The organism is Marinobacter sp. B-12, from assembly GCF_056857915.1.
In genome coordinates, this window is sequence record NZ_JBSXOB010000016.1 from 1 (window position 1) to 16,115 (window position 16,115).

19 protein-coding genes are annotated in these 16,115 nt (G+C 56.8%); 8 read left to right on the forward strand and 11 right to left on the reverse strand.

Features of this window, described 5'->3' with window-relative positions; genetic code table 11:
* A partial coding sequence (locus AC13D2_RS00705) for a transposase (protein ID WP_482938084.1) occupies window positions 1-131 on the forward strand: 131 nt, incomplete at its 5' end.
* A gap of 322 nt (window positions 132-453) precedes the next feature.
* Complete coding sequence (locus tag AC13D2_RS00710; RefSeq protein WP_292050191.1) at window positions 454-873, forward strand: phasin family protein; 420 nt, start codon at window positions 454-456, stop codon at window positions 871-873.
* Between the two features lie 22 nt (window positions 874-895).
* Here the strand turns inward: AC13D2_RS00710 and AC13D2_RS00715 are convergent, their stop codons facing one another.
* The 10 genes from AC13D2_RS00715 to AC13D2_RS00760 all read right to left on the reverse strand — a co-directional run bounded on the left by AC13D2_RS00715 (window position 896) and on the right by AC13D2_RS00760 (window position 9,375).
* On the reverse strand, window positions 896-1,525 hold the full coding sequence (locus AC13D2_RS00715; protein WP_007152100.1) for a TetR/AcrR family transcriptional regulator: 630 nt from the start codon (window positions 1,523-1,525) through the stop codon (window positions 896-898).
* Window positions 1,526-1,547: 22 nt separating this feature from the next.
* Entirely contained in the window at window positions 1,548-2,360 is an 813-nt protein-coding gene (gene xthA / locus AC13D2_RS00720) for an exodeoxyribonuclease III (protein ID WP_482938067.1), read from the reverse strand.
* A gap of 107 nt (window positions 2,361-2,467) precedes the next feature.
* On the reverse strand, window positions 2,468-3,199 hold the full coding sequence (locus tag AC13D2_RS00725) for a hypothetical protein (protein WP_300498824.1): 732 nt from the start codon (window positions 3,197-3,199) through the stop codon (window positions 2,468-2,470).
* Window positions 3,196-3,717, reverse strand: a complete 522-nt coding sequence (locus AC13D2_RS00730) for a DUF2878 domain-containing protein (protein ID WP_482938068.1) — start codon at window positions 3,715-3,717, stop codon at window positions 3,196-3,198. Before AC13D2_RS00730 ends, AC13D2_RS00725 begins: the two co-directional genes overlap by 4 nt.
* Window positions 3,714-4,982 carry a class I SAM-dependent methyltransferase gene (locus AC13D2_RS00735; RefSeq protein ID WP_482938069.1) on the reverse strand — a complete coding sequence of 423 codons (1,269 nt, stop codon included), beginning with the start codon at window positions 4,980-4,982 and terminating at the stop codon, window positions 3,714-3,716. Before AC13D2_RS00735 ends, AC13D2_RS00730 begins: the two co-directional genes overlap by 4 nt.
* The gene (locus AC13D2_RS00740) at window positions 4,970-5,893 is read right to left on the reverse strand and encodes a DUF1365 domain-containing protein (protein ID WP_273623358.1); all 924 of its coding nucleotides are present in this window, start codon (window positions 5,891-5,893) and stop codon (window positions 4,970-4,972) included. The genes AC13D2_RS00735 and AC13D2_RS00740 overlap by 13 nt, the downstream gene beginning before the upstream one ends.
* Before the next feature lie 2 nt (window positions 5,894-5,895).
* Entirely contained in the window at window positions 5,896-7,161 is a 1,266-nt protein-coding gene (locus AC13D2_RS00745; protein WP_482938070.1) for an NAD(P)/FAD-dependent oxidoreductase, read from the reverse strand.
* On the reverse strand, window positions 7,158-7,958 hold the full coding sequence (locus AC13D2_RS00750; protein ID WP_482938071.1) for an SDR family NAD(P)-dependent oxidoreductase: 801 nt from the start codon (window positions 7,956-7,958) through the stop codon (window positions 7,158-7,160). The genes AC13D2_RS00745 and AC13D2_RS00750 overlap by 4 nt, the downstream gene beginning before the upstream one ends.
* Complete coding sequence (locus AC13D2_RS00755) at window positions 7,955-8,422, reverse strand: nuclear transport factor 2 family protein (RefSeq protein ID WP_286749018.1); 468 nt, start codon at window positions 8,420-8,422, stop codon at window positions 7,955-7,957. Before AC13D2_RS00755 ends, AC13D2_RS00750 begins: the two co-directional genes overlap by 4 nt.
* Entirely contained in the window at window positions 8,419-9,375 is a 957-nt protein-coding gene (locus AC13D2_RS00760; RefSeq protein ID WP_482938072.1) for an acyl-CoA desaturase, read from the reverse strand. Before AC13D2_RS00760 ends, AC13D2_RS00755 begins: the two co-directional genes overlap by 4 nt.
* Before the next feature lie 117 nt (window positions 9,376-9,492).
* On the opposite strand from AC13D2_RS00760, the gene AC13D2_RS00765 reads away from it, so the two are divergent.
* A complete protein-coding gene (locus AC13D2_RS00765; RefSeq protein WP_126812585.1) occupies window positions 9,493-10,506 on the forward strand; it encodes an NAD(P)/FAD-dependent oxidoreductase in 1,014 nt (337 codons plus the stop codon).
* 7 nt (window positions 10,507-10,513) lie between these two features.
* On the opposite strand, the gene AC13D2_RS00770 is transcribed toward AC13D2_RS00765, so the two are convergent.
* The gene (locus AC13D2_RS00770) at window positions 10,514-11,980 is read right to left on the reverse strand and encodes an HD domain-containing protein (protein ID WP_036207414.1); all 1,467 of its coding nucleotides are present in this window, start codon (window positions 11,978-11,980) and stop codon (window positions 10,514-10,516) included.
* Between the two features lie 114 nt (window positions 11,981-12,094).
* Between AC13D2_RS00770 and AC13D2_RS00775 the strand changes: the two genes are divergently transcribed.
* The 5 genes from AC13D2_RS00775 to AC13D2_RS00795 all read left to right on the forward strand — a co-directional run bounded on the left by AC13D2_RS00775 (window position 12,095) and on the right by AC13D2_RS00795 (window position 16,074).
* On the forward strand, window positions 12,095-13,303 hold the full coding sequence (locus AC13D2_RS00775) for a PP2C family protein-serine/threonine phosphatase (protein ID WP_482938073.1): 1,209 nt from the start codon (window positions 12,095-12,097) through the stop codon (window positions 13,301-13,303).
* Between the two features lie 14 nt (window positions 13,304-13,317).
* A complete protein-coding gene (locus AC13D2_RS00780; RefSeq protein ID WP_036207409.1) occupies window positions 13,318-13,809 on the forward strand; it encodes an STAS domain-containing protein in 492 nt (163 codons plus the stop codon).
* Between the two features lie 76 nt (window positions 13,810-13,885).
* The gene (locus tag AC13D2_RS00785) at window positions 13,886-14,953 is read left to right on the forward strand and encodes an NAD(P)H-dependent glycerol-3-phosphate dehydrogenase (protein ID WP_041333371.1); all 1,068 of its coding nucleotides are present in this window, start codon (window positions 13,886-13,888) and stop codon (window positions 14,951-14,953) included.
* A gap of 27 nt (window positions 14,954-14,980) precedes the next feature.
* Window positions 14,981-15,430 carry a SixA phosphatase family protein gene (locus AC13D2_RS00790; RefSeq protein ID WP_036207403.1) on the forward strand — a complete coding sequence of 150 codons (450 nt, stop codon included), beginning with the start codon at window positions 14,981-14,983 and terminating at the stop codon, window positions 15,428-15,430.
* Between the two features lie 74 nt (window positions 15,431-15,504).
* Window positions 15,505-16,074 (forward strand): DUF1285 domain-containing protein, encoded by a 570-nt coding sequence (locus tag AC13D2_RS00795; protein WP_041333372.1) that lies wholly within the window; start codon window positions 15,505-15,507, stop codon window positions 16,072-16,074.
* The last annotated feature ends 41 nt before the right edge of the window (window positions 16,075-16,115 follow it).

The following is a 16,115-nucleotide window of genomic DNA, read 5'->3' on the forward strand; positions in this document are numbered from 1 at the left end:
GCATGAACACCAGCGTCTTGGAAGGCATGAACAACAAGATCAAGGTGATCAAGAGGATGGCGTATGGCTACCGGGATAACGGCTACTTCTTCTTGAAGATAAAAGCAGCGTTTCCCGGTAAAGCGCGATGAACCTAAAAAAAGCCCGGCACTGGTGGCCGGGCAGAGGCGTGCGAGTAGTATCCATGAAAGACTTCCAGACAAACCGGCATCAGCGGGGACACCGGTATAGTGAAGTATTGACCATATTTTGAACACTTCAAGTCAGTAAGCACTTCGTTTGATCACATTTTTTCATATTGAAAGTGTGCTTATACTAAAGCCGCTCGCTGCGCGCCTTTCAGGCCATCGGTGTTTCGTTCCGGGGCAGAGATATTGGCCTGTTGACTGAAATTCAGTGCCCGCTGTAATACAATAATGAGCTAATGAGAGTCCAACGCCTCCGAGGTTTTGCATGTCTGACGAAAACGAAAACACGCCGGAAAACGATGAGCAGCTGGCGGGTAAAATAAAAGGGTCTGCACGGCAGATCTGGCTGGCTGGGCTCGGTGCCTACACCAAGGCCGAGGAGGACGCCGGTCGCTTCTTTGAGCGCCTGGTTCAGGAAGGCGAGCAGTTGGAGAATAAGACCCGCGGCGTGGTTGAAAAGCACGTACGCTCTGTGGAAGACCGTGTGGACGATGTACGGGAAAAGGCCACTGGCACCTGGGACCGCCTTGAGAACATGTTTGATGAGCGCGTGTCCGGCGCGTTGCGTCGATTGGGTATTCATCGTCGGGATGAAATCGAAGCCATGGAACGCCGGATTCAGGCCCTGGAAGCGGAACTGCAACGCCTCAGGGAGCAGACCGAGGACCGCTCCGAAGAAGAATAATGCTCGCTACCGGCCGTTGATGTCAGAGGTAGTCCCGGCTCATCAGGTAAATCTGTTCCTTCTCATCCGGGCCCAGGTAGGGCAGTAGCAAGTGCATCATCTGGTAAACACCGCGGCCCGGGTCCATGGAGTCGCGGTCATCCAGATGCGACAGGCTGTCGAAGCTGCTCCAATAGCAGGCGGTAAGCGTCAACTGGTCACAGAGCGCATCCAGCTCCCCATCGGTAATCTCCATGACGCCCTGGCGTCGAAAGCTCTCGCAGATGACCCTGAAACCATTGGTTTTCTTTTTCAAAATGCGCCGGAAGCGTGTTTGAAGCTGGTCGTACCGGGACAGGACGTTCACCAGGTCCTGATACAGGAATCGGTAGCGGGCGACGGTCTCGAACAGCAAATGCAGGAAAAAACTCTGCTGGTCCAGGCTGATGTCTGCGTCCTCCGGTACCGCCAGCAGGTCGTGCATTTCGTGCTCATAGCTGGCAAACAGTTCCCCGACAATATCGCCCTTGCTTTTGAAGTGGTAATAGAGGTTGCCGGGGCTGATCTCCAGTTCGTCCGAAATCAACAGCGTGGTTACATTGGGCTCGCCGATGCTGTTGAACAGCATCAGGCTGGCCTCAAGTATACGGTCGCGGGTTTTCATTTTTTTCATGTCGCGGCCCGGCGAGGTGGGTTCAAAGCGCGAAGCGGGCCCACACCGGACAGTGGTCCGAAGGCCGCTCCATGGCGCGAATATCGTAGCTGACGCCTGCTGCTTCCGCCTTGGGCAGAAGCGGGTCACTGGCCATGATCAGGTCGATCCTCAGGCCGCGGCGCGGGTCCCTGTCAAAGCCCTTGCTGCGGTAATCAAACCAGCTGAAGGTGTCCGACTCCTCGGGGTGAAGGTGTCGAAACACATCGGTTAAACCACGGCTTTCGACCTGTCCCAGCCATTCACGCTCTTCCGGCAAAAAGCTGCACTTACCGGTTCTCAGCCAGCGCTTGGCGTTGTCGGCTCCGATGCCGACGTCCTGGTCAGTGGGGGAGATATTCATATCGCCCATCACCACAATCTCACCGTTGGCGGCCTTCAAATCATCCAGATAGTGCATCAGGTCCGTGTAGAACTTCTCCTTGGCGGGGAACTTCACCGGGTGGTCGCGGCTTTCGCCTTGGGGAAAATAGCCGTTGATCACTGTGAGCTTGCGGCCGTTAACCGTGAAATGACCGGTAATCAGTCGGCGCTGGGAGTCCTCTCCGTCCCACGGGTAACCTTTCTGGACGCTGTCCGGCGCCTGGCGGGAAAGAAGCGCAACGCCGTAATGAGTCTTCTGGCCATGGAAGTGAACGTGGTAGCCGAGTTCGCGAATGGCGTCTTCCGGGAATTCCTCGTCGGTCACCTTGGTTTCCTGCAGGCCGATAAAGTCCGGGTTCAGGCTATCAATCACGGCCTCAAGCTGGTGCAGCCGCGTGCGGATACTGTTGACGTTGAATGAGACAAACATCATCGGCGGAAACCTTCTGTTTTGCAGTTTTGGCGGTTGTCAGGGTGTGTCAGGAAACCGCAAGTCTACCACAACAGGTCGATGTGTCCGCCTTGGCTGCAAGGACGGATTCAGCGGGTCAGTTCACAATCCGGAGCGGTTTCCACGGTATAGCGGATATGGGCGGTGTAGTTCGAGTCCTTGTCCTTGCGGATATTGGTCAACCCGAGGTAGTTCGTCAGCACCCCGCTTTCGTTATAGCCCAGGAGGATAGGGTCGACCAGAAAACTCAGGATGGTGCTGGAGGGCTCTATCAGCACCGTGTGTGCGGCGTTGATACGATCGTCCTCCGTTGGTTCCAGTACAAAGCCATAGGCTTTGCCCCGGGTAGGCGCCAGAAAGTCGAATTCAATGCGGTCGCCGGAAGTGACCTCGGGCCAGTGGTTGCGCACCAGGTTGTCGAAGCCCGCATCCGCCACCAGTTTTCGGGTGACCTCCACCGTCGAGTTTTCCGTATCGCCTTCCGGAGTCTGCCACTCGATTTCCAGCTTTGCGTCATCCCGATTGCGGATTTCCATGACTTCATTGAAACCCGGCTGCCGGAAGGTCATCGCTGGACGCAACGCCGATTGTTCGTAAGACAGTGTCTTGTCAGCAAACGCCTCTCCGTTACCGCGAACGTACGTCACGTTGTGAGAGGTGGGTCGGAAAAGACCCTCGGTGCATTTTCCCGTTACCACGTGCCGCTCTTCATAGAGCACGTTGTCGCCGTTCAACGGTATCGCCTGGCCGGTGAAGCGCATCTCGGCGGCCCCGGCCGACAGGGGCAGGGCACAGGCGAGCAAAAAGGTGCTGGTCTTCATCTTATCAGCTCCGGATAAAGGGCCTTGCGAAGGTAGAGAAGCCCCGGGAACACAACCAGCCAGCCTAGTGCCAGCGCAGCCAGGGAAAGCGAGACATTCGGAAGTTGCACGGCGCCCAGCGCGCTGGCGGACCAGTAGGCAAAAGGCCCGGCGATGGGGGCACACACAAAGGGCAGCCAGGGTCTGCTGCCAATCCAGGACAGGGAATGGCTAAGGGTGGTCATGAATATGGCCCAGATGCCAACCAGCCAGACCGGTGTGATCTGTGCGTTACCAGTGCCATCGTCAAGGATGCCGGTTTGGAACCATATGCCATCCAGCACGCCGCCCAGAACCGTGCCTGCGCCGATAAACTGCAGTTCGGTGAAACGGTGCAGGCTGACAAACAGCATGTGGAAAACCAACAGCAAGACCACAAAACCGGCTGCCGGCAAGCCCGGGTAAAGCACGCATACGAACCAGCCAGTCTGGAACAGGGCAAAGTTCAGGACATTGCGCAGGGTGTCGTTGCGGATCATACGCTCAGGATGTTCTCACGTTTGTTGCCAGGCTTGGCGAACAGGATCTGGGAAACCCCAATGGCGCGTTCACTGAATCCCGCTTCGCAATAGGCGAAGTAAAAATGCCAGAGACGGCGGAAGGCCTTGTCGTAGCCCAGGCTGTCCAGCGTATCCCGGTTTGCCATGAAGCGATCGCACCAGTCCCGCAGGGTTCGGGCATAATGGAAGCCGATATCTTCAGAGTGGGTCATCACCAGATCCGAGCCGATGCGAACAGAATCCAGAATCGCGCCAAAAGACGGAATGAAGCTACCCGGGAAGATAAACCGCTGGATGAAATCGACGTTTTTCAGGGCGCGTTTATAGCGCTGCTCGGGCATATTGATGGCCTGCACCAGAGCCAGGCCGTTCGGCTTCAGCAATTGGCTGATCTGTGAGAAGTAGCTGTCCAGGAATTGCGGGCCAACGGCTTCAATCATTTCGATGGAAACCAGTTTGTCGAATTGCCCTTCCAGGTCACGATAGTCGTCAAACAGCAGGGTAATGTGATCCTCAAGATTTTCCTCACGGACCTTTTCCCTTGCCAGTTCCAGTTGCTCGGCGGAAATGGTGGTCGTGGTCACATGACAGCCATAATGCTTGGCCGCATGCACGGCGAATCCACCCCAGCCGGTGCCGATTTCGATCACCCGGTCGCCCGGTTGCAGGTCCAGTTTTCGGCAGATGGTATCCAGTTTGTGAACCGCCGCTTGCTCCAGCGTCGCCTCTGGGCCTGGGTAGATGGCGGAGGAATACATCATCGTGGGGTCAAGGAAGGTCTCGAACAGGTCGTTACCCAGGTCGTAGTGGGCGCTGATGTTCTTGCGGGAACCTTCCTTCGTATTGCGATTCAGCCAGTGCAGGCCCTTCAAGGCCGGTTTGGTGACCCAACTGAATCGGTCCTCGAAGGCGTTCATCCGATCAACGTTTCGGGTAAAGAACCGCAACAGGGCCACCAGGTCCGGAGTCGACCAGTCACCTGCGACATAGGCTTCAGCGGCACCCACGCTGCCGCCTGTTAGCAGATCCTTCCAGGTGCTGTGGTCGTGGATGACCAGCTCCGCCGGCGCGAATCGGCTGTCGCTGTCTCCAAAGGTCAGAGTTTCCGCCCCGGCTTCACGAATCGTCAGTGTTCCCGCTTCAAGAAGCGAAAGCTGCTGGCACACAAGGGCTTTCGCCCACCGGCTGGTGAGCGGCGCCTGGCCAGTGCCAGTGGATTCAAGCGAGGTGTTCAGGTTCTCCATGAGCTTACCTTTCCGGTTGTCTTGTTCTGGGCTGTGGGTTCGGTGACATCCTGGCCTGAGTCTTCTGCGCCGCGCCGGTGCTCCGGGTCGTTTTCAGGCAGCTTGTTTGGATGGGTAAAGAACGGCACCCCTTTGAGCTTGAGCTTCAGGGCGTGCCAGTAAATACCGCCCACCACCTTCAGCGCTTCCAGTGGAAACTGCCTAAGGCTCCTGTGTAGTTCTTTACGATCCAGGGGGGTGCGTCGGACCACCAATGTGGCATCAAAATGCTTGCGTTCGTCCTGTTTCACACCCATGTGGATCCGAAGTTCAGGGCCGCGGAAACTGAACGTCCACTGGTAATGCTGATCCATGGGATTGAAGGGCGATACGTGAAAGCGTTTGCTGAAATCGAAGCGCTCAGTGCGCCAGCCGGCACTGGTTGGTTCCGCGCCTGTGGTTTCGAGGCAGTACACATGGCGATCTTTCCAGGGTGTATTGGTGATCTGAGCCATGATGACCCGGGGCACGGCTCCATGATCCGGGCGGTCGCCGGCGTGGTAGCAGAAGTAGAAACTGACCGGATTGAACACATACCCGAAATAACGGGGATGAGTAATGAGTTGCACCGCGCCGTCCGGGCGCCATCCCGTCGCCTGTTGTACCTGATCGCTCACGGCCTGCAGGAGGTTGGCGGTCTCGGGCCGGAAATAGTCACGGCGGTACAGGGACAACCAGTTGAAGCGTTCCAGGGAAAACAGGCGGCTGATATGGGTTATGGATGGCCACTCGCGCAGGTCCAGGGCCAGCATGCCGGTGCTGTAGCTGAATTCGTGGCGTACCGGTGTCTTGCGACGATGCCGAATCGTGCCCTCCAGCCATTGGCTGTGAAGCTGATTGGCGACCATGTTTTGCGGTAGGGCAGCGTTCATGGCTACAGCTCCACTCCCAAAGCCTGAGTAACGCGGAGCGCACTACTCACACCGTCCTCATGAAAGCCATTGAACCAGTAGGCGCCACAGAAGTGGCTGCGGTTGTGGCCGCCGATTTCGTCATAGCGTTTCTGGGCCGCCACGGCCTCCAGGGTGAACACGGGGTGTGCGTAGTCGAAGCGTTTTATGATGCGCTCCGGATCAATGTCCTGGCTGCGGTTGAGGGTGACACAGAAGGTTTCCGGTGCCTCATCGAAATTCTGCAGTACGTTCATGTTATAGGTCACAGACACAGGCTCGGTGCTGTGTTGCGGTATGAAATAGTTCCACGCCGCCCACGCCCTGCGATTTGATGGCAGTACCGAACTGTCGGTGTGCAACACCACATCATTGCGTTGATAGGTAATGGCACCAAGAATATCCAGTTCTTCGGCGGAAGGATCGGCAATCATGTCGAGGGCCTGGTCGCTGTGGCAGGCAAACACCACCTGGTCAAAGTGGTGGTGCTCGTTATTGACGGTGACCACCACATGGTCCGGCTCACGGACGACGGAACTGACCGGGCTGTTCAAATGTATGCGTTCGCCCAGGCGGTCCATCATCGCATCGACATAGCGCGCGGAGCCGCCGGAAATGACCCGCCAGGTCGGACGATCGTCTACCGACAACATGCCGTGATTATTGAAAAACTGGAGAAAAAATCGGATCGGGAACTGTTCCAGGACAATCTCCGGCGCCGACCAGATCGCGGCCCCCATGGGGACGATGTAGTATTGGCGGAAGTAGCGCGAGTAGCCGTTGCGGTTCAGGTATTCGCCCAGGGTTTCGGTGTCTGCGATGTTGCCAGCGGCCAGGTCTGCCCGGGATTCCTTATTGAAGCGCAGAATCTCCTGGATCATACGAAGAAACGGTAGATTCAGCAGGTTTCTGCGTTGGGCGAACAGGGTGTTCAGGCTGGTGCCGTTGTACTGTAGCCCGGAGGAATGACAGTCAACACTGAAACTCATGTCGCTGACTTCCGACGCAACACCCAAGCGGTCCATCAGCTTCATGAAATTGGGGTACGTCCAGTCATTGAAGACGATAAAACCGGTGTTGACCGGCCACTCCCGACCACCGGCGGTAACCATCTCTGTGTTGGTGTGGCCTCCGGCATAGTCGCCAGCTTCAAACAGCTCCACATCGTACTTTTCGGATAAGAGCCAGGCTGTTGTAAGGCCGGAGACCCCAGCGCCAATGACTGCAATACGTTGACGTTCGTTACTCATCCACTGGTTTCCTGTTCATTCCTGCTTTTGCGGCTCATGCTGGCGGCCATGCGATCAATCAACCCCTGGGGCAGGGCGCCCAGAGCCTTCAGTGTCCAGGTGAATCGCTTCGGAAAAGCGATTTCGTTACGGCCTTTACGCAGTCCTTTGACGATACGGCCCGCGGCGTCTTCCGCTGAGACCAGGAACGGCATCGGAAAATCGTTTCTGTCGGTCAGCGGCGTTTTCACAAACCCCGGCGAAACCACCACCACGTCGATGCCTTCGGGCGCCAGATCCGCTCGTAGCGCGTGTGCAAAGTAGGTGAGCGCGGCCTTGGAGGACCCGTACCCCTCGGCACGGCCGAAGGGAAACCACCACGCCGATGAGCTGACAATCACCAGCGTCGCCGGTTGGCCCTTCGCGACAGTGCGCCGCAGAGCCGGCAAGGCAATATCCAGACAGCGTGCGGTGCCCACCACGTTGGTGTTGATGTTGTTTTCAATCACAGCGCTGTCGTAGTCGGCGATTTCCAGGTATTCACAGGTGCCGGCGTTGAGGATGGCCATGTTGAGGTCGCCGTGGGTTTCCAGGGTGGAGGAAATACCCTGTAGGTCGTCCCGGCTCGTGGTGTCCGCCCGCGCTGCTACAACTCGCTCTGGCGCCAATGCGCTCAAGCCGTCCAATGCCTCCTGCCGTCGGCCGGTGATCACCAAACGGTGCCCCTGGTCTACCAGCGCGTGGGTAACGGCTTCTCCGATCCCTGAGCTGGCCCCGGTAATCCAGATGTTGGATGCTGTTCCAAGCCGTTCACTCATCCCGCCTGATTCCTTATCCAACGGATCACGCCACCCAGTAACGGAAGGTTTTCGTAGAGCAACTGGCCGATGTCGAAATAATCCCGATGGGAGAGAACGCGCCCCTCACGAATAACCAACTGACTAATGCCTTCCACCGCAACCGGGTTGCCCTTCCGAATACGCTTGTGCCTGAGGTGCATCACCCAGGGAATGCACACATCCTCGCCGTTGACCACGGGCTCGCCGAAGTCGAAACCGCAGGAAATCACGTTGGCGTAGGCCCCGGAAAAGTATTCTGTCAGTTCACCAATTCCCCGCACGCTCGTGAACGGATCGGTAAACGTCACGTTTTCGCTGTACACGCTGGACAGCTCCGCCATGTTGCCGGCGCAGAGGTTATTGAAGAGTTGCGTGAAGCGCCCAAGAGTTTCCTGGACGGATGAATTCTGGTTGCCCATTTCGATGATAGAGGCGGTACTCATGAGTGTTTCCTCCTCATGGAATCCAGTTGGCGGGTTTCTTCCTGAATGTGTTCTGGAATAGGGTTCATGTCCCATATGATGCCAAGACGCGCGAGTAGCCACAGTCCGTACCAGGTCATATCCACCTCGTACCACCGGAATCCCTGGCGCACGGATTGCGGCCAGCGATGGTGGTTGTTGTGCCAGCCTTCGCCCATGGTGATGAGCGCGAGCCAGACGTTATTCCTGCTGTCGTCGGAAGTCTCGAAACGGCGTTTTCCCCAGACGTGAGACAGGGAATTGATGGACACCGTGGCATGGAACAGCAACACCGTTGATATGAAGAAGCCCCAGGTCAGCAGCTGCAAACCATTGGTGCCCAGGCCGGGCGCCCACGCCGCCAGAGCTTCACCCAAGGCATAAATACCGACCGCGGCTGCTGCTGGTACCAATGAGTCAAAGCGGTTGAGAAAGCGGAGTTCCGGAAATTTTAGCCAATCCTTCACGCGGCGCTCGTTCATGGCAAAGCCCGCGTCGCAGGTGAACCAGCCGACATGAGACCACCAGAAGCCACCTTGGTGTGGCGAATGCAGGTCCTTTTCATCGTCCGAATGCTGGTGATGGTGCCGGTGATGGGCTGCCCACCAAAGCGGGCCTCGCTGGGCCGCGCTAGCGCCCAGAACGCCAAAAAGAAACTGCGCAACACGGCTGGTCTTGAAGGTTTTGTGGGCAAAGTAGCGATGGTAGAAGCCGGTGATGGCAAACATGCGCACGGCGAAAAAGCCAATTGCAAAGATGACCGCAAAGGTACTGGTGCCCGTGACGATGACCAGCAGACAGGCCAGATGAAGTGCTATAAAGGGAACCACCCTGAGAAAATTGAAAGCCCGCGAGCTTGTGTCGAGGTGATCCGAACCCGCAGCGGAGTCGAACCATCTCAGAATGTTTGTCAGCCAGTGTTGCACTCGGGTCATACCCTGATTGCCCTTTCGTTCGTGGTTTAACCTGTAAAGCCTGGGCGTTGAAGAATCTCAACCAGACGCTTGACGGGTTCTACGTTCCAACAACCGAATTTGGATGCACGTTATACGATGTTTAACCAAACCGATCAGATGCCTGTTATACGCCGGATTGCCATTGTTGGTTCAGGCATGGCCGGCCTGAGTGCAGCACTTCTGCTTCAGGAGCAGAACCATGAAGTGACGATCTTCGAGAAAAGCCGCGGCCCGGGCGGTCGCATGGCCGCAAAGCGTGTTGCGGGTGGCTCCGTAGACATCGGGGCGCAATACTTTACGATCAGGAATCCTGCGTTCTCCGCCTTCCTGAACCGTTATGCCGAAGGCAGTTTCAGGCCGTGGCCCGGGCGGTTTGGTTACCAGACCACCTCCGGGCAATGGGAGCCGTTCCCGCAAGAGACCCGCTACGTCGGCGCTCCCCGGATGACCGCCATCACCCGCGGGCTTTCCACCGCTGCAGACGTCCAGGCGCAAACGCGCATTGATAGCCTGGTTCGCCAGGGTCAACAGTGGTTACTGAACGATACAGACGGCGAGTCTTATGGGCCCTTTGACGCGGTTATCGTCACGGCACCTCCGGCTCAGACCCGGGATCTGTTCAGCAACAGTAGGCTCACAGCGCTCTCGGACCAGATGCAGGACCACGTTAGCCATATCCAGCCGTGCTGGGCAATCGCTGTCTATTTTCGGCAGGCGCTGGAACAGCCCTATGACGGGATGCGGTGCCAGAACCCGATACTCGACTGGATTGCGAATAACTCGAGCAAACCGGGCAGGGACGATTCCGGCCAGTGGTGGGTTCTCCATGCAACGCCTCAATGGTCTCGGGAGCACGAAAATACCTCGGCGGACAAGGTGTCGGCTGCCATGATTGAGGCGTTTAAGAAGGTAACCGGTGTTACTGTCTGCCCTGACGACTGGATTTCGCACCGGTGGCTTTATGCGAAATCCTCGCCCACGGAGCAACCCGGTTTTCGCTGGTATGGCGACCAGCGCATCGGGCTGGCCGGGGACTGGCTGAGCGGCGGCCGCGTGGAGGGCGCGTTCAACAGTGCCAGTGGCCTGGTCGCGCATATGCTGGCGGACTAAACCCAACTTACTTGCCGGTCAGTACGGTTGGCCGAACGTAGAAGTGGGTGATGGTACCGTCGCTGAACTTGCTGAAGAAGGCGCTGATATCGGTAATCTTGCGCAGGGAACGGGCACGGTTGATCGGATCACGCACCAGTACCTTGATGCCGTTGAAATTGTCCTGGATGTTCGAGAACCGTGCCCGCATGGAGCAGGTCACAACCTCGCCCGGGTCCAGGTCCAGCTCCCGGGCCAGCCAACGGCTGTGATCCTCGATGCCGGCGACAGTGAGATCTTCCCGGGTGTCCAGGTGGTTCAGTTTGGCCCGGTCCACAATGCAGCGTGAATAACTGCCAGACTTTTTCCGCGCCACTTTGCGAAAAGCCTCCCAGAAGAAGCTGTCTGTCAGTTCTGCGAAGTAACGCATGTCGCTCAGGCAGGTATCCACCCAATCAAATATTTCCGGGTCTTCAAGCACTTCGTTGATCGCTTCCCGCAACAGCCAGTCGAAACCCAGGGCCGTCTTGTGGGCGTAGACCTTGCGGTACATCTGGTGGCGGCTGTAGACGAAGTCCTCCAAGGCGCCAAGACCCTTCTGGGTGATGGCCAGGCCGAGCCAGGGCTCGCGCACGTCCCAGCCGAAGCGCAGGTTGCTCAGCAGGTGGTCAAGGTTGAAACCACCGATGGTGACTGAGGAGTGAAAACCGTCCCGAAGCATGTAGTCGGCCCGGTCGGCGTCGATTTCACCGGAGACAATGGACGACATCAGGTCCATCACCAGCCGGGGGGTGTCGGCTTCGCTTAGAACACCGGAGTCCGCGTCGTTACCGGCGATGAAATTCCAGAAGGTGCGTGCGTGGCGGCAGAACGCATCGCTGGGCCGCACATCCGTGGTCTCCATGATGCCGATCACGTCTCTTGGATCGAGGCCGGCGGTCTCAAGGTCAATGGACGACAGCACTTCGTGGGCAACCCTCACGGAATAGTGCTCGTGCTCCAGTTCTTCCGGGCGTTCACTGTGATACACGGAATAGTCGACACCGCTCCAAAGGTCATCAAACCGGTCGGGCCGCGACATAAGGTCGTGGATGCGCCGCGCCTGGGTGAACTGGTGGGAGAAGCTGGAATGTCCGCTGTCGTGCAGCAGGCAGCCCAGGCGGATGGTCTTGGCCAGGTAGTCAATGGCATCAAGCTGGCTGAGGCTAAGGTCTGTCTGGTCGCTGAGCTGGCGTTCCCGCAGGTAGGCGTCGATCATCGAGCGGAACATCCGCGTGCCCACGTGCATCACGCCAATACTGTGAAGGAAGCGTGAGTGGGTCGCCCCCGGGAAAACCAGGCTGAGGATGTCGTTCTGGCAAATGTTGCGCAGGCGCTGGAACAGGGGATGGTCGATAACCTTGATTTCATGCCGGTAAAGCGGAATTCCGCCATGGACCGGGTCCATGATCAGCTTGTCATAAGCCCCGAGCAGGTCATTGACGGCACTTCTCATAGATTACAACCTCCCAAAAACATCAAACATGTCTTGTTATATCACAGGGGCGTGCCAGAATAGGTATCAGAAACCCAATTTCCTGTTTACCGATGGTAGTTTAGGGCAATCGCCATGACATCGCGCACCGAGCGCATTCTTATTATCGATTCGGATGAACGTGCCCGCTCGGAACTGGGTCGATACCTTGAGGCCAGGGGATTCTACGTTACCGGTTATTCGGACCTGGCTTCCGCCCGTTCCCTGTTCGACGATAATATTCCGGACATCATTTTTGCCGACCTGTCGCCGGACGCCATAGGTGAGCTTGCCGGTCGACTGGAAGACGCGGAAACCTTCACCCCCATCGTTGCCTGCTATTCCACCGCAGATGCCTCCGAAATCGTCAATGCGCTGAGAGCGGGCGCGGCCGATATCGTGCTTAAACCCTGTTCCGATGATCGTGGCGCCCTCGATGACGTTATTGGCAAGCTGTTTGATCGGGTGCGTGTGAACCGGCTCAACCAGCTTTACCGCCAGGAACTGGAAGAAGCGAACCGGGACTTGCGGGATGGCATTGCGGAATTACGCGCCGACCAGCGCGCCGGCCGTAAGGTCCAGCTCAGAATGTTGCCAGACCGGGAACAGGTGCTTTCCGGCTTTTCCGTCAATCACCTCATCAAGCCCTCGCTGTTTCTTAGCGGGGATTTCCTGGACTATTTCCGAATAACCGAAGACAAGGTGCTGGTGTATATCGCCGACGTGTCTGGCCACGGTGCCAGCTCAGCGTTCGTAACGGTGTTGCTGAAAAACCTGACCAACCGCCTCCAGCGCAATCTCAGGCGTGGCTCCAGTGATGACATCCTGTTTCCCGATCGTTTCCTTGAGCGGATTAATTCCGAACTGCTCGATACCGGGTTGGGCAAGCATGTAACGGTGTTCGTAGGCATCATATCAACGTCTGACAGGAGCCTTCGCTATTCGGTGGGCGCCCATTTCCCGATGCCGATCCTTTCCCTGGAGGGCGGCAGGACAGAGTTCCTCGAAGGCAGTGGCTTGCCGGTAGGGCTGTTCGAGACGCCGGAATGGGAGGTTTACGAAGTTCCACTGGACAAGCCGTTCCACCTGATTCTTTTCTCAGACGGTATACTGGAGGTCATCAAGGCCAAAAGCCTGGATGAAAAGGAAAAGACACTACTTGAACTCGTCTCGGGAGGTAGTCACACTATTGCTTCCCTGGGCGAGGCTCTGAATCTCGACGAGATCACAGAGTTACCTGACGATATTGCTATCGTATCAGTAACGGATACCGATCCTGATACCAATGGCCCGACGTCGACATAGTGGCAGTGGATTCAATGGCTGGTTACAAGATCCTGCAAGCTGAAAAACAGGGCATCTATGTCCTTAAGTTTATTGGAGAAATCCGGCTGAACCTGTGTTCGACGCTGGACAATCTGGTTGAGTCCATTACCCAGGATCCTGACTTCAAGACGGTGGTTATTGATCTTACCGAAACCGAGATCATCGACAGCACCACCCTTGGGCTGCTGGCCAAGATTGCCATGGCTGCCCAGAAACGCAGTAATTTCCTGCCCACGATGATATCCACCAACCCTGATATAACCCGAATCATCACCTCCATGGGTTTCGACAAGATTTTCATCATTGTTCGCGAGCCTGCGTCCCGCATCGAAGAACTGGAAGAAATCCCCGTATTGCGCGCGAGCGAGCAGCAGGTCAGGGATAAGGTGTTGGAAGCCCACCGTGTGCTGATGGGCCTGAACAGCCGTAACCGGGAAGAATTCAAGAACCTGGTGCGTGCCCTGGAATGCGAAGAGTCCGGCTGAGCCCGGGGTCATCACTGCGTTCTCCATTCCTGCCGGCCGTTTACCGGGCTGAACCATAAAACATAACGGAACGACTATGCCTGAGAAAAATAACCGTGGGCCCACCGACGTTTCCCAGACCGGCCATGATGTAGCGGTTCTCGGCGGTGGCAGTTTCGGTTCTGCCATGGCCAAAGTGCTGGGGGAGAATGGCCATACCGTCCATTTCTGGATGAGGGACGAAGCCCAGGCGGATGAAATCCGCAACACCGGTATCAACAGCCGCTATATGCCGGATGTCACCCTAACTGGTGATATTCAACCGACTACCAGCCTGCCGGAAGCGGTCGGTAAGGCTGAAATTGTCTTTGTGGCCATTCCCAGCAAAGCCTTCCGCTCCGTCATTCGTGAAAACAGCTCTGAGTTCCGGGAAGGGCAGATCGTTGTCAGCCTGACCAAGGGCATCGAAGAGCATGGCTTCAAGCTGATGAGCGAAATCCTTCAGGAAGAAATTCCGCGTTCCCGCATTGGTGTGCTCAGCGGTCCCAATCTGGCTGGTGAAATCGTCAGTCAGGACCTCACGGCAACCGTTATCGCAGCCAAGGACCCTGACGTGCGCCGCACGGTTCAGGAACTGCTTGGCTGCGAATATCTGCGGGTCTACGCCAATGTGGATGTGTATGGCGTCGAGCTGGCCGGTGCACTGAAGAATATCTACGCCATCGTTGCCGGGCTGGCGTCAGCGCGGAATCTGGGAGAGAATGCCAAGGCGATGTTGATTACTCGCGGGCTGGCGGAAATGAGCCGGTTTGCAGTCAGCCTGGGTGCCAACCCCATGACGTTTATGGGGCTGGCAGGGGTAGGGGATCTTATCGTTACCTGTACGTCTCCGAAAAGCAGGAACTACCGTGTTGGTTACGCCGTAGGTAACGGCCAGGCGCTGGATGAGGCGGTCGCGGAGTTGGGCCAGGTGGCCGAGGGCATCTATACCCTGAAACTGGTCAAGGAGAAATCCGAGGCGATTGGTATCTACATGCCTTTGGTTCGAGGGCTCTATGAGATTCTTTACGATGGCGCCTCCATCAGTGCAGTGATCAACAGTCTGATGATGTCGGTCCAGAATTCAGATGTGGAATTCATTCTTCCACGAACCATCAGTCAGTAAGGTTCGGGTTAGCCGGAGGGAAAGCAAGTGCACTTGATCGTCATGCGCCATGGTGAGGCCGGTTGGCACACTCTGGACAGGGAACGTGAGCTGACGGAGTTTGGTCGCCACGGGGTAGCGGATGTAGCCGCTCAGATTGCGGAGTCGCCCTGGCGCCCCGAGTTTATTTGGTGCAGCCCATTGGTCAGGGCCCGGCAAACCGCTGCGATTGCGTCCGAGATTCTGAATTGCCCGGTCACGGAAAAGGATTATATTACCCCGGATGATGATCCCGGCCGTTGTCTGGATGAGTTGATCGAATCCGCCCCCTCTCCGTTATTGCTGATTTCTCATATGCCCTTTGTTGGCAGCCTTTCGACACTCCTGGTGGATGGTCATCGTAAGGGCATACCCTTTATGACCGCTCAGGCAGTGGTTCTCGAAATGCCCGTAGCGGGTCCGGGCTGCGCCGACTTGCGGGCACAATTCCTACCCTGAAATCTCTCATAAGACCTTTAAAATCGGTGCCCCAGCGCCCATAGTTTCTGTGAAACCACACAGGAATAACCTTTATGAGCCAGAAGCCCGAGACAATTGCGCAACAAGTGGAAAGTGCACAGGCTCCCGGAAAAGGCCTGCCACCGCTCGAAACATGGAACCCGGAGCTGTCCGGAGACATTGATATCGTGATTGCCCGTGACGGGCAGTGGCTGTATCAGGGCAAGCCCATTGGCCGGGACGCCATTGTTAAACTGTTCTCGACGATTCTGCGGCAGGAAAGTGACGGGCACCATTATCTGGTGACGCCGGTTGAGAAGTGGCGGATCACTGTCGAAGATACGGCCATTCTTGCTCATTCTCTTGAAGTCTCTGGCAGTGGAAAGGATCAGGTTCTGTCAGTAACGACCAACACAGGAGAGACACTGTTAGTTGGGGACGAGCACCCTCTGCACATTGGGGTTTATGAAGGAACCAACGAGCCACGCCCGGTCATCGGTTTACGCCACGGTGTGGAGGCAAGGCTGGTAACGGCCGCTTACTACGATCTGGCCGACCGGGTGACTGAAGAAAGTTCCGGAGAAGATACCGTTATAGGTGTCTGGAGTAGCGGAAATTTCTATAAAATTGCCGATAACGGTTGAATTACCAGCCGCCGTCCCAACTAACTCACGGTAGAAAACGC

Bases quoted from the DNA above. Each gene is read 5' to 3' on its own strand.
- AC13D2_RS00710 (WP_292050191.1), top strand. From the start codon at position 454: ATGTCTGACGAAAACGAAAACACGCCGGAAAACGATGAGCAGCTGGCG.
- AC13D2_RS00715 (WP_007152100.1), bottom strand. From the start codon at position 1,525: ATGAAAAAAATGAAAACCCGCGACCGTATACTTGAGGCCAGCCTGATG.
- xthA (WP_482938067.1), bottom strand. From the start codon at position 2,360: ATGATGTTTGTCTCATTCAACGTCAACAGTATCCGCACGCGGCTGCAC.
- AC13D2_RS00725 (WP_300498824.1), bottom strand. From the start codon at position 3,199: ATGAAGACCAGCACCTTTTTGCTCGCCTGTGCCCTGCCCCTGTCGGCC.
- AC13D2_RS00730 (WP_482938068.1), bottom strand. From the start codon at position 3,717: ATGATCCGCAACGACACCCTGCGCAATGTCCTGAACTTTGCCCTGTTC.
- AC13D2_RS00735 (WP_482938069.1), bottom strand. From the start codon at position 4,982: ATGGAGAACCTGAACACCTCGCTTGAATCCACTGGCACTGGCCAGGCG.
- AC13D2_RS00740 (WP_273623358.1), bottom strand. From the start codon at position 5,893: ATGAACGCTGCCCTACCGCAAAACATGGTCGCCAATCAGCTTCACAGC.
- AC13D2_RS00745 (WP_482938070.1), bottom strand. From the start codon at position 7,161: ATGAGTAACGAACGTCAACGTATTGCAGTCATTGGCGCTGGGGTCTCC.
- AC13D2_RS00750 (WP_482938071.1), bottom strand. From the start codon at position 7,958: ATGAGTGAACGGCTTGGAACAGCATCCAACATCTGGATTACCGGGGCC.
- AC13D2_RS00755 (WP_286749018.1), bottom strand. From the start codon at position 8,422: ATGAGTACCGCCTCTATCATCGAAATGGGCAACCAGAATTCATCCGTC.
- AC13D2_RS00760 (WP_482938072.1), bottom strand. From the start codon at position 9,375: ATGACCCGAGTGCAACACTGGCTGACAAACATTCTGAGATGGTTCGAC.
- AC13D2_RS00765 (WP_126812585.1), top strand. From the start codon at position 9,493: ATGTTTAACCAAACCGATCAGATGCCTGTTATACGCCGGATTGCCATT.
- AC13D2_RS00770 (WP_036207414.1), bottom strand. From the start codon at position 11,980: ATGAGAAGTGCCGTCAATGACCTGCTCGGGGCTTATGACAAGCTGATC.
- AC13D2_RS00775 (WP_482938073.1), top strand. From the start codon at position 12,095: ATGACATCGCGCACCGAGCGCATTCTTATTATCGATTCGGATGAACGT.
- AC13D2_RS00780 (WP_036207409.1), top strand. From the start codon at position 13,318: ATGGCTGGTTACAAGATCCTGCAAGCTGAAAAACAGGGCATCTATGTC.
- AC13D2_RS00785 (WP_041333371.1), top strand. From the start codon at position 13,886: ATGCCTGAGAAAAATAACCGTGGGCCCACCGACGTTTCCCAGACCGGC.
- AC13D2_RS00795 (WP_041333372.1), top strand. From the start codon at position 15,505: ATGAGCCAGAAGCCCGAGACAATTGCGCAACAAGTGGAAAGTGCACAG.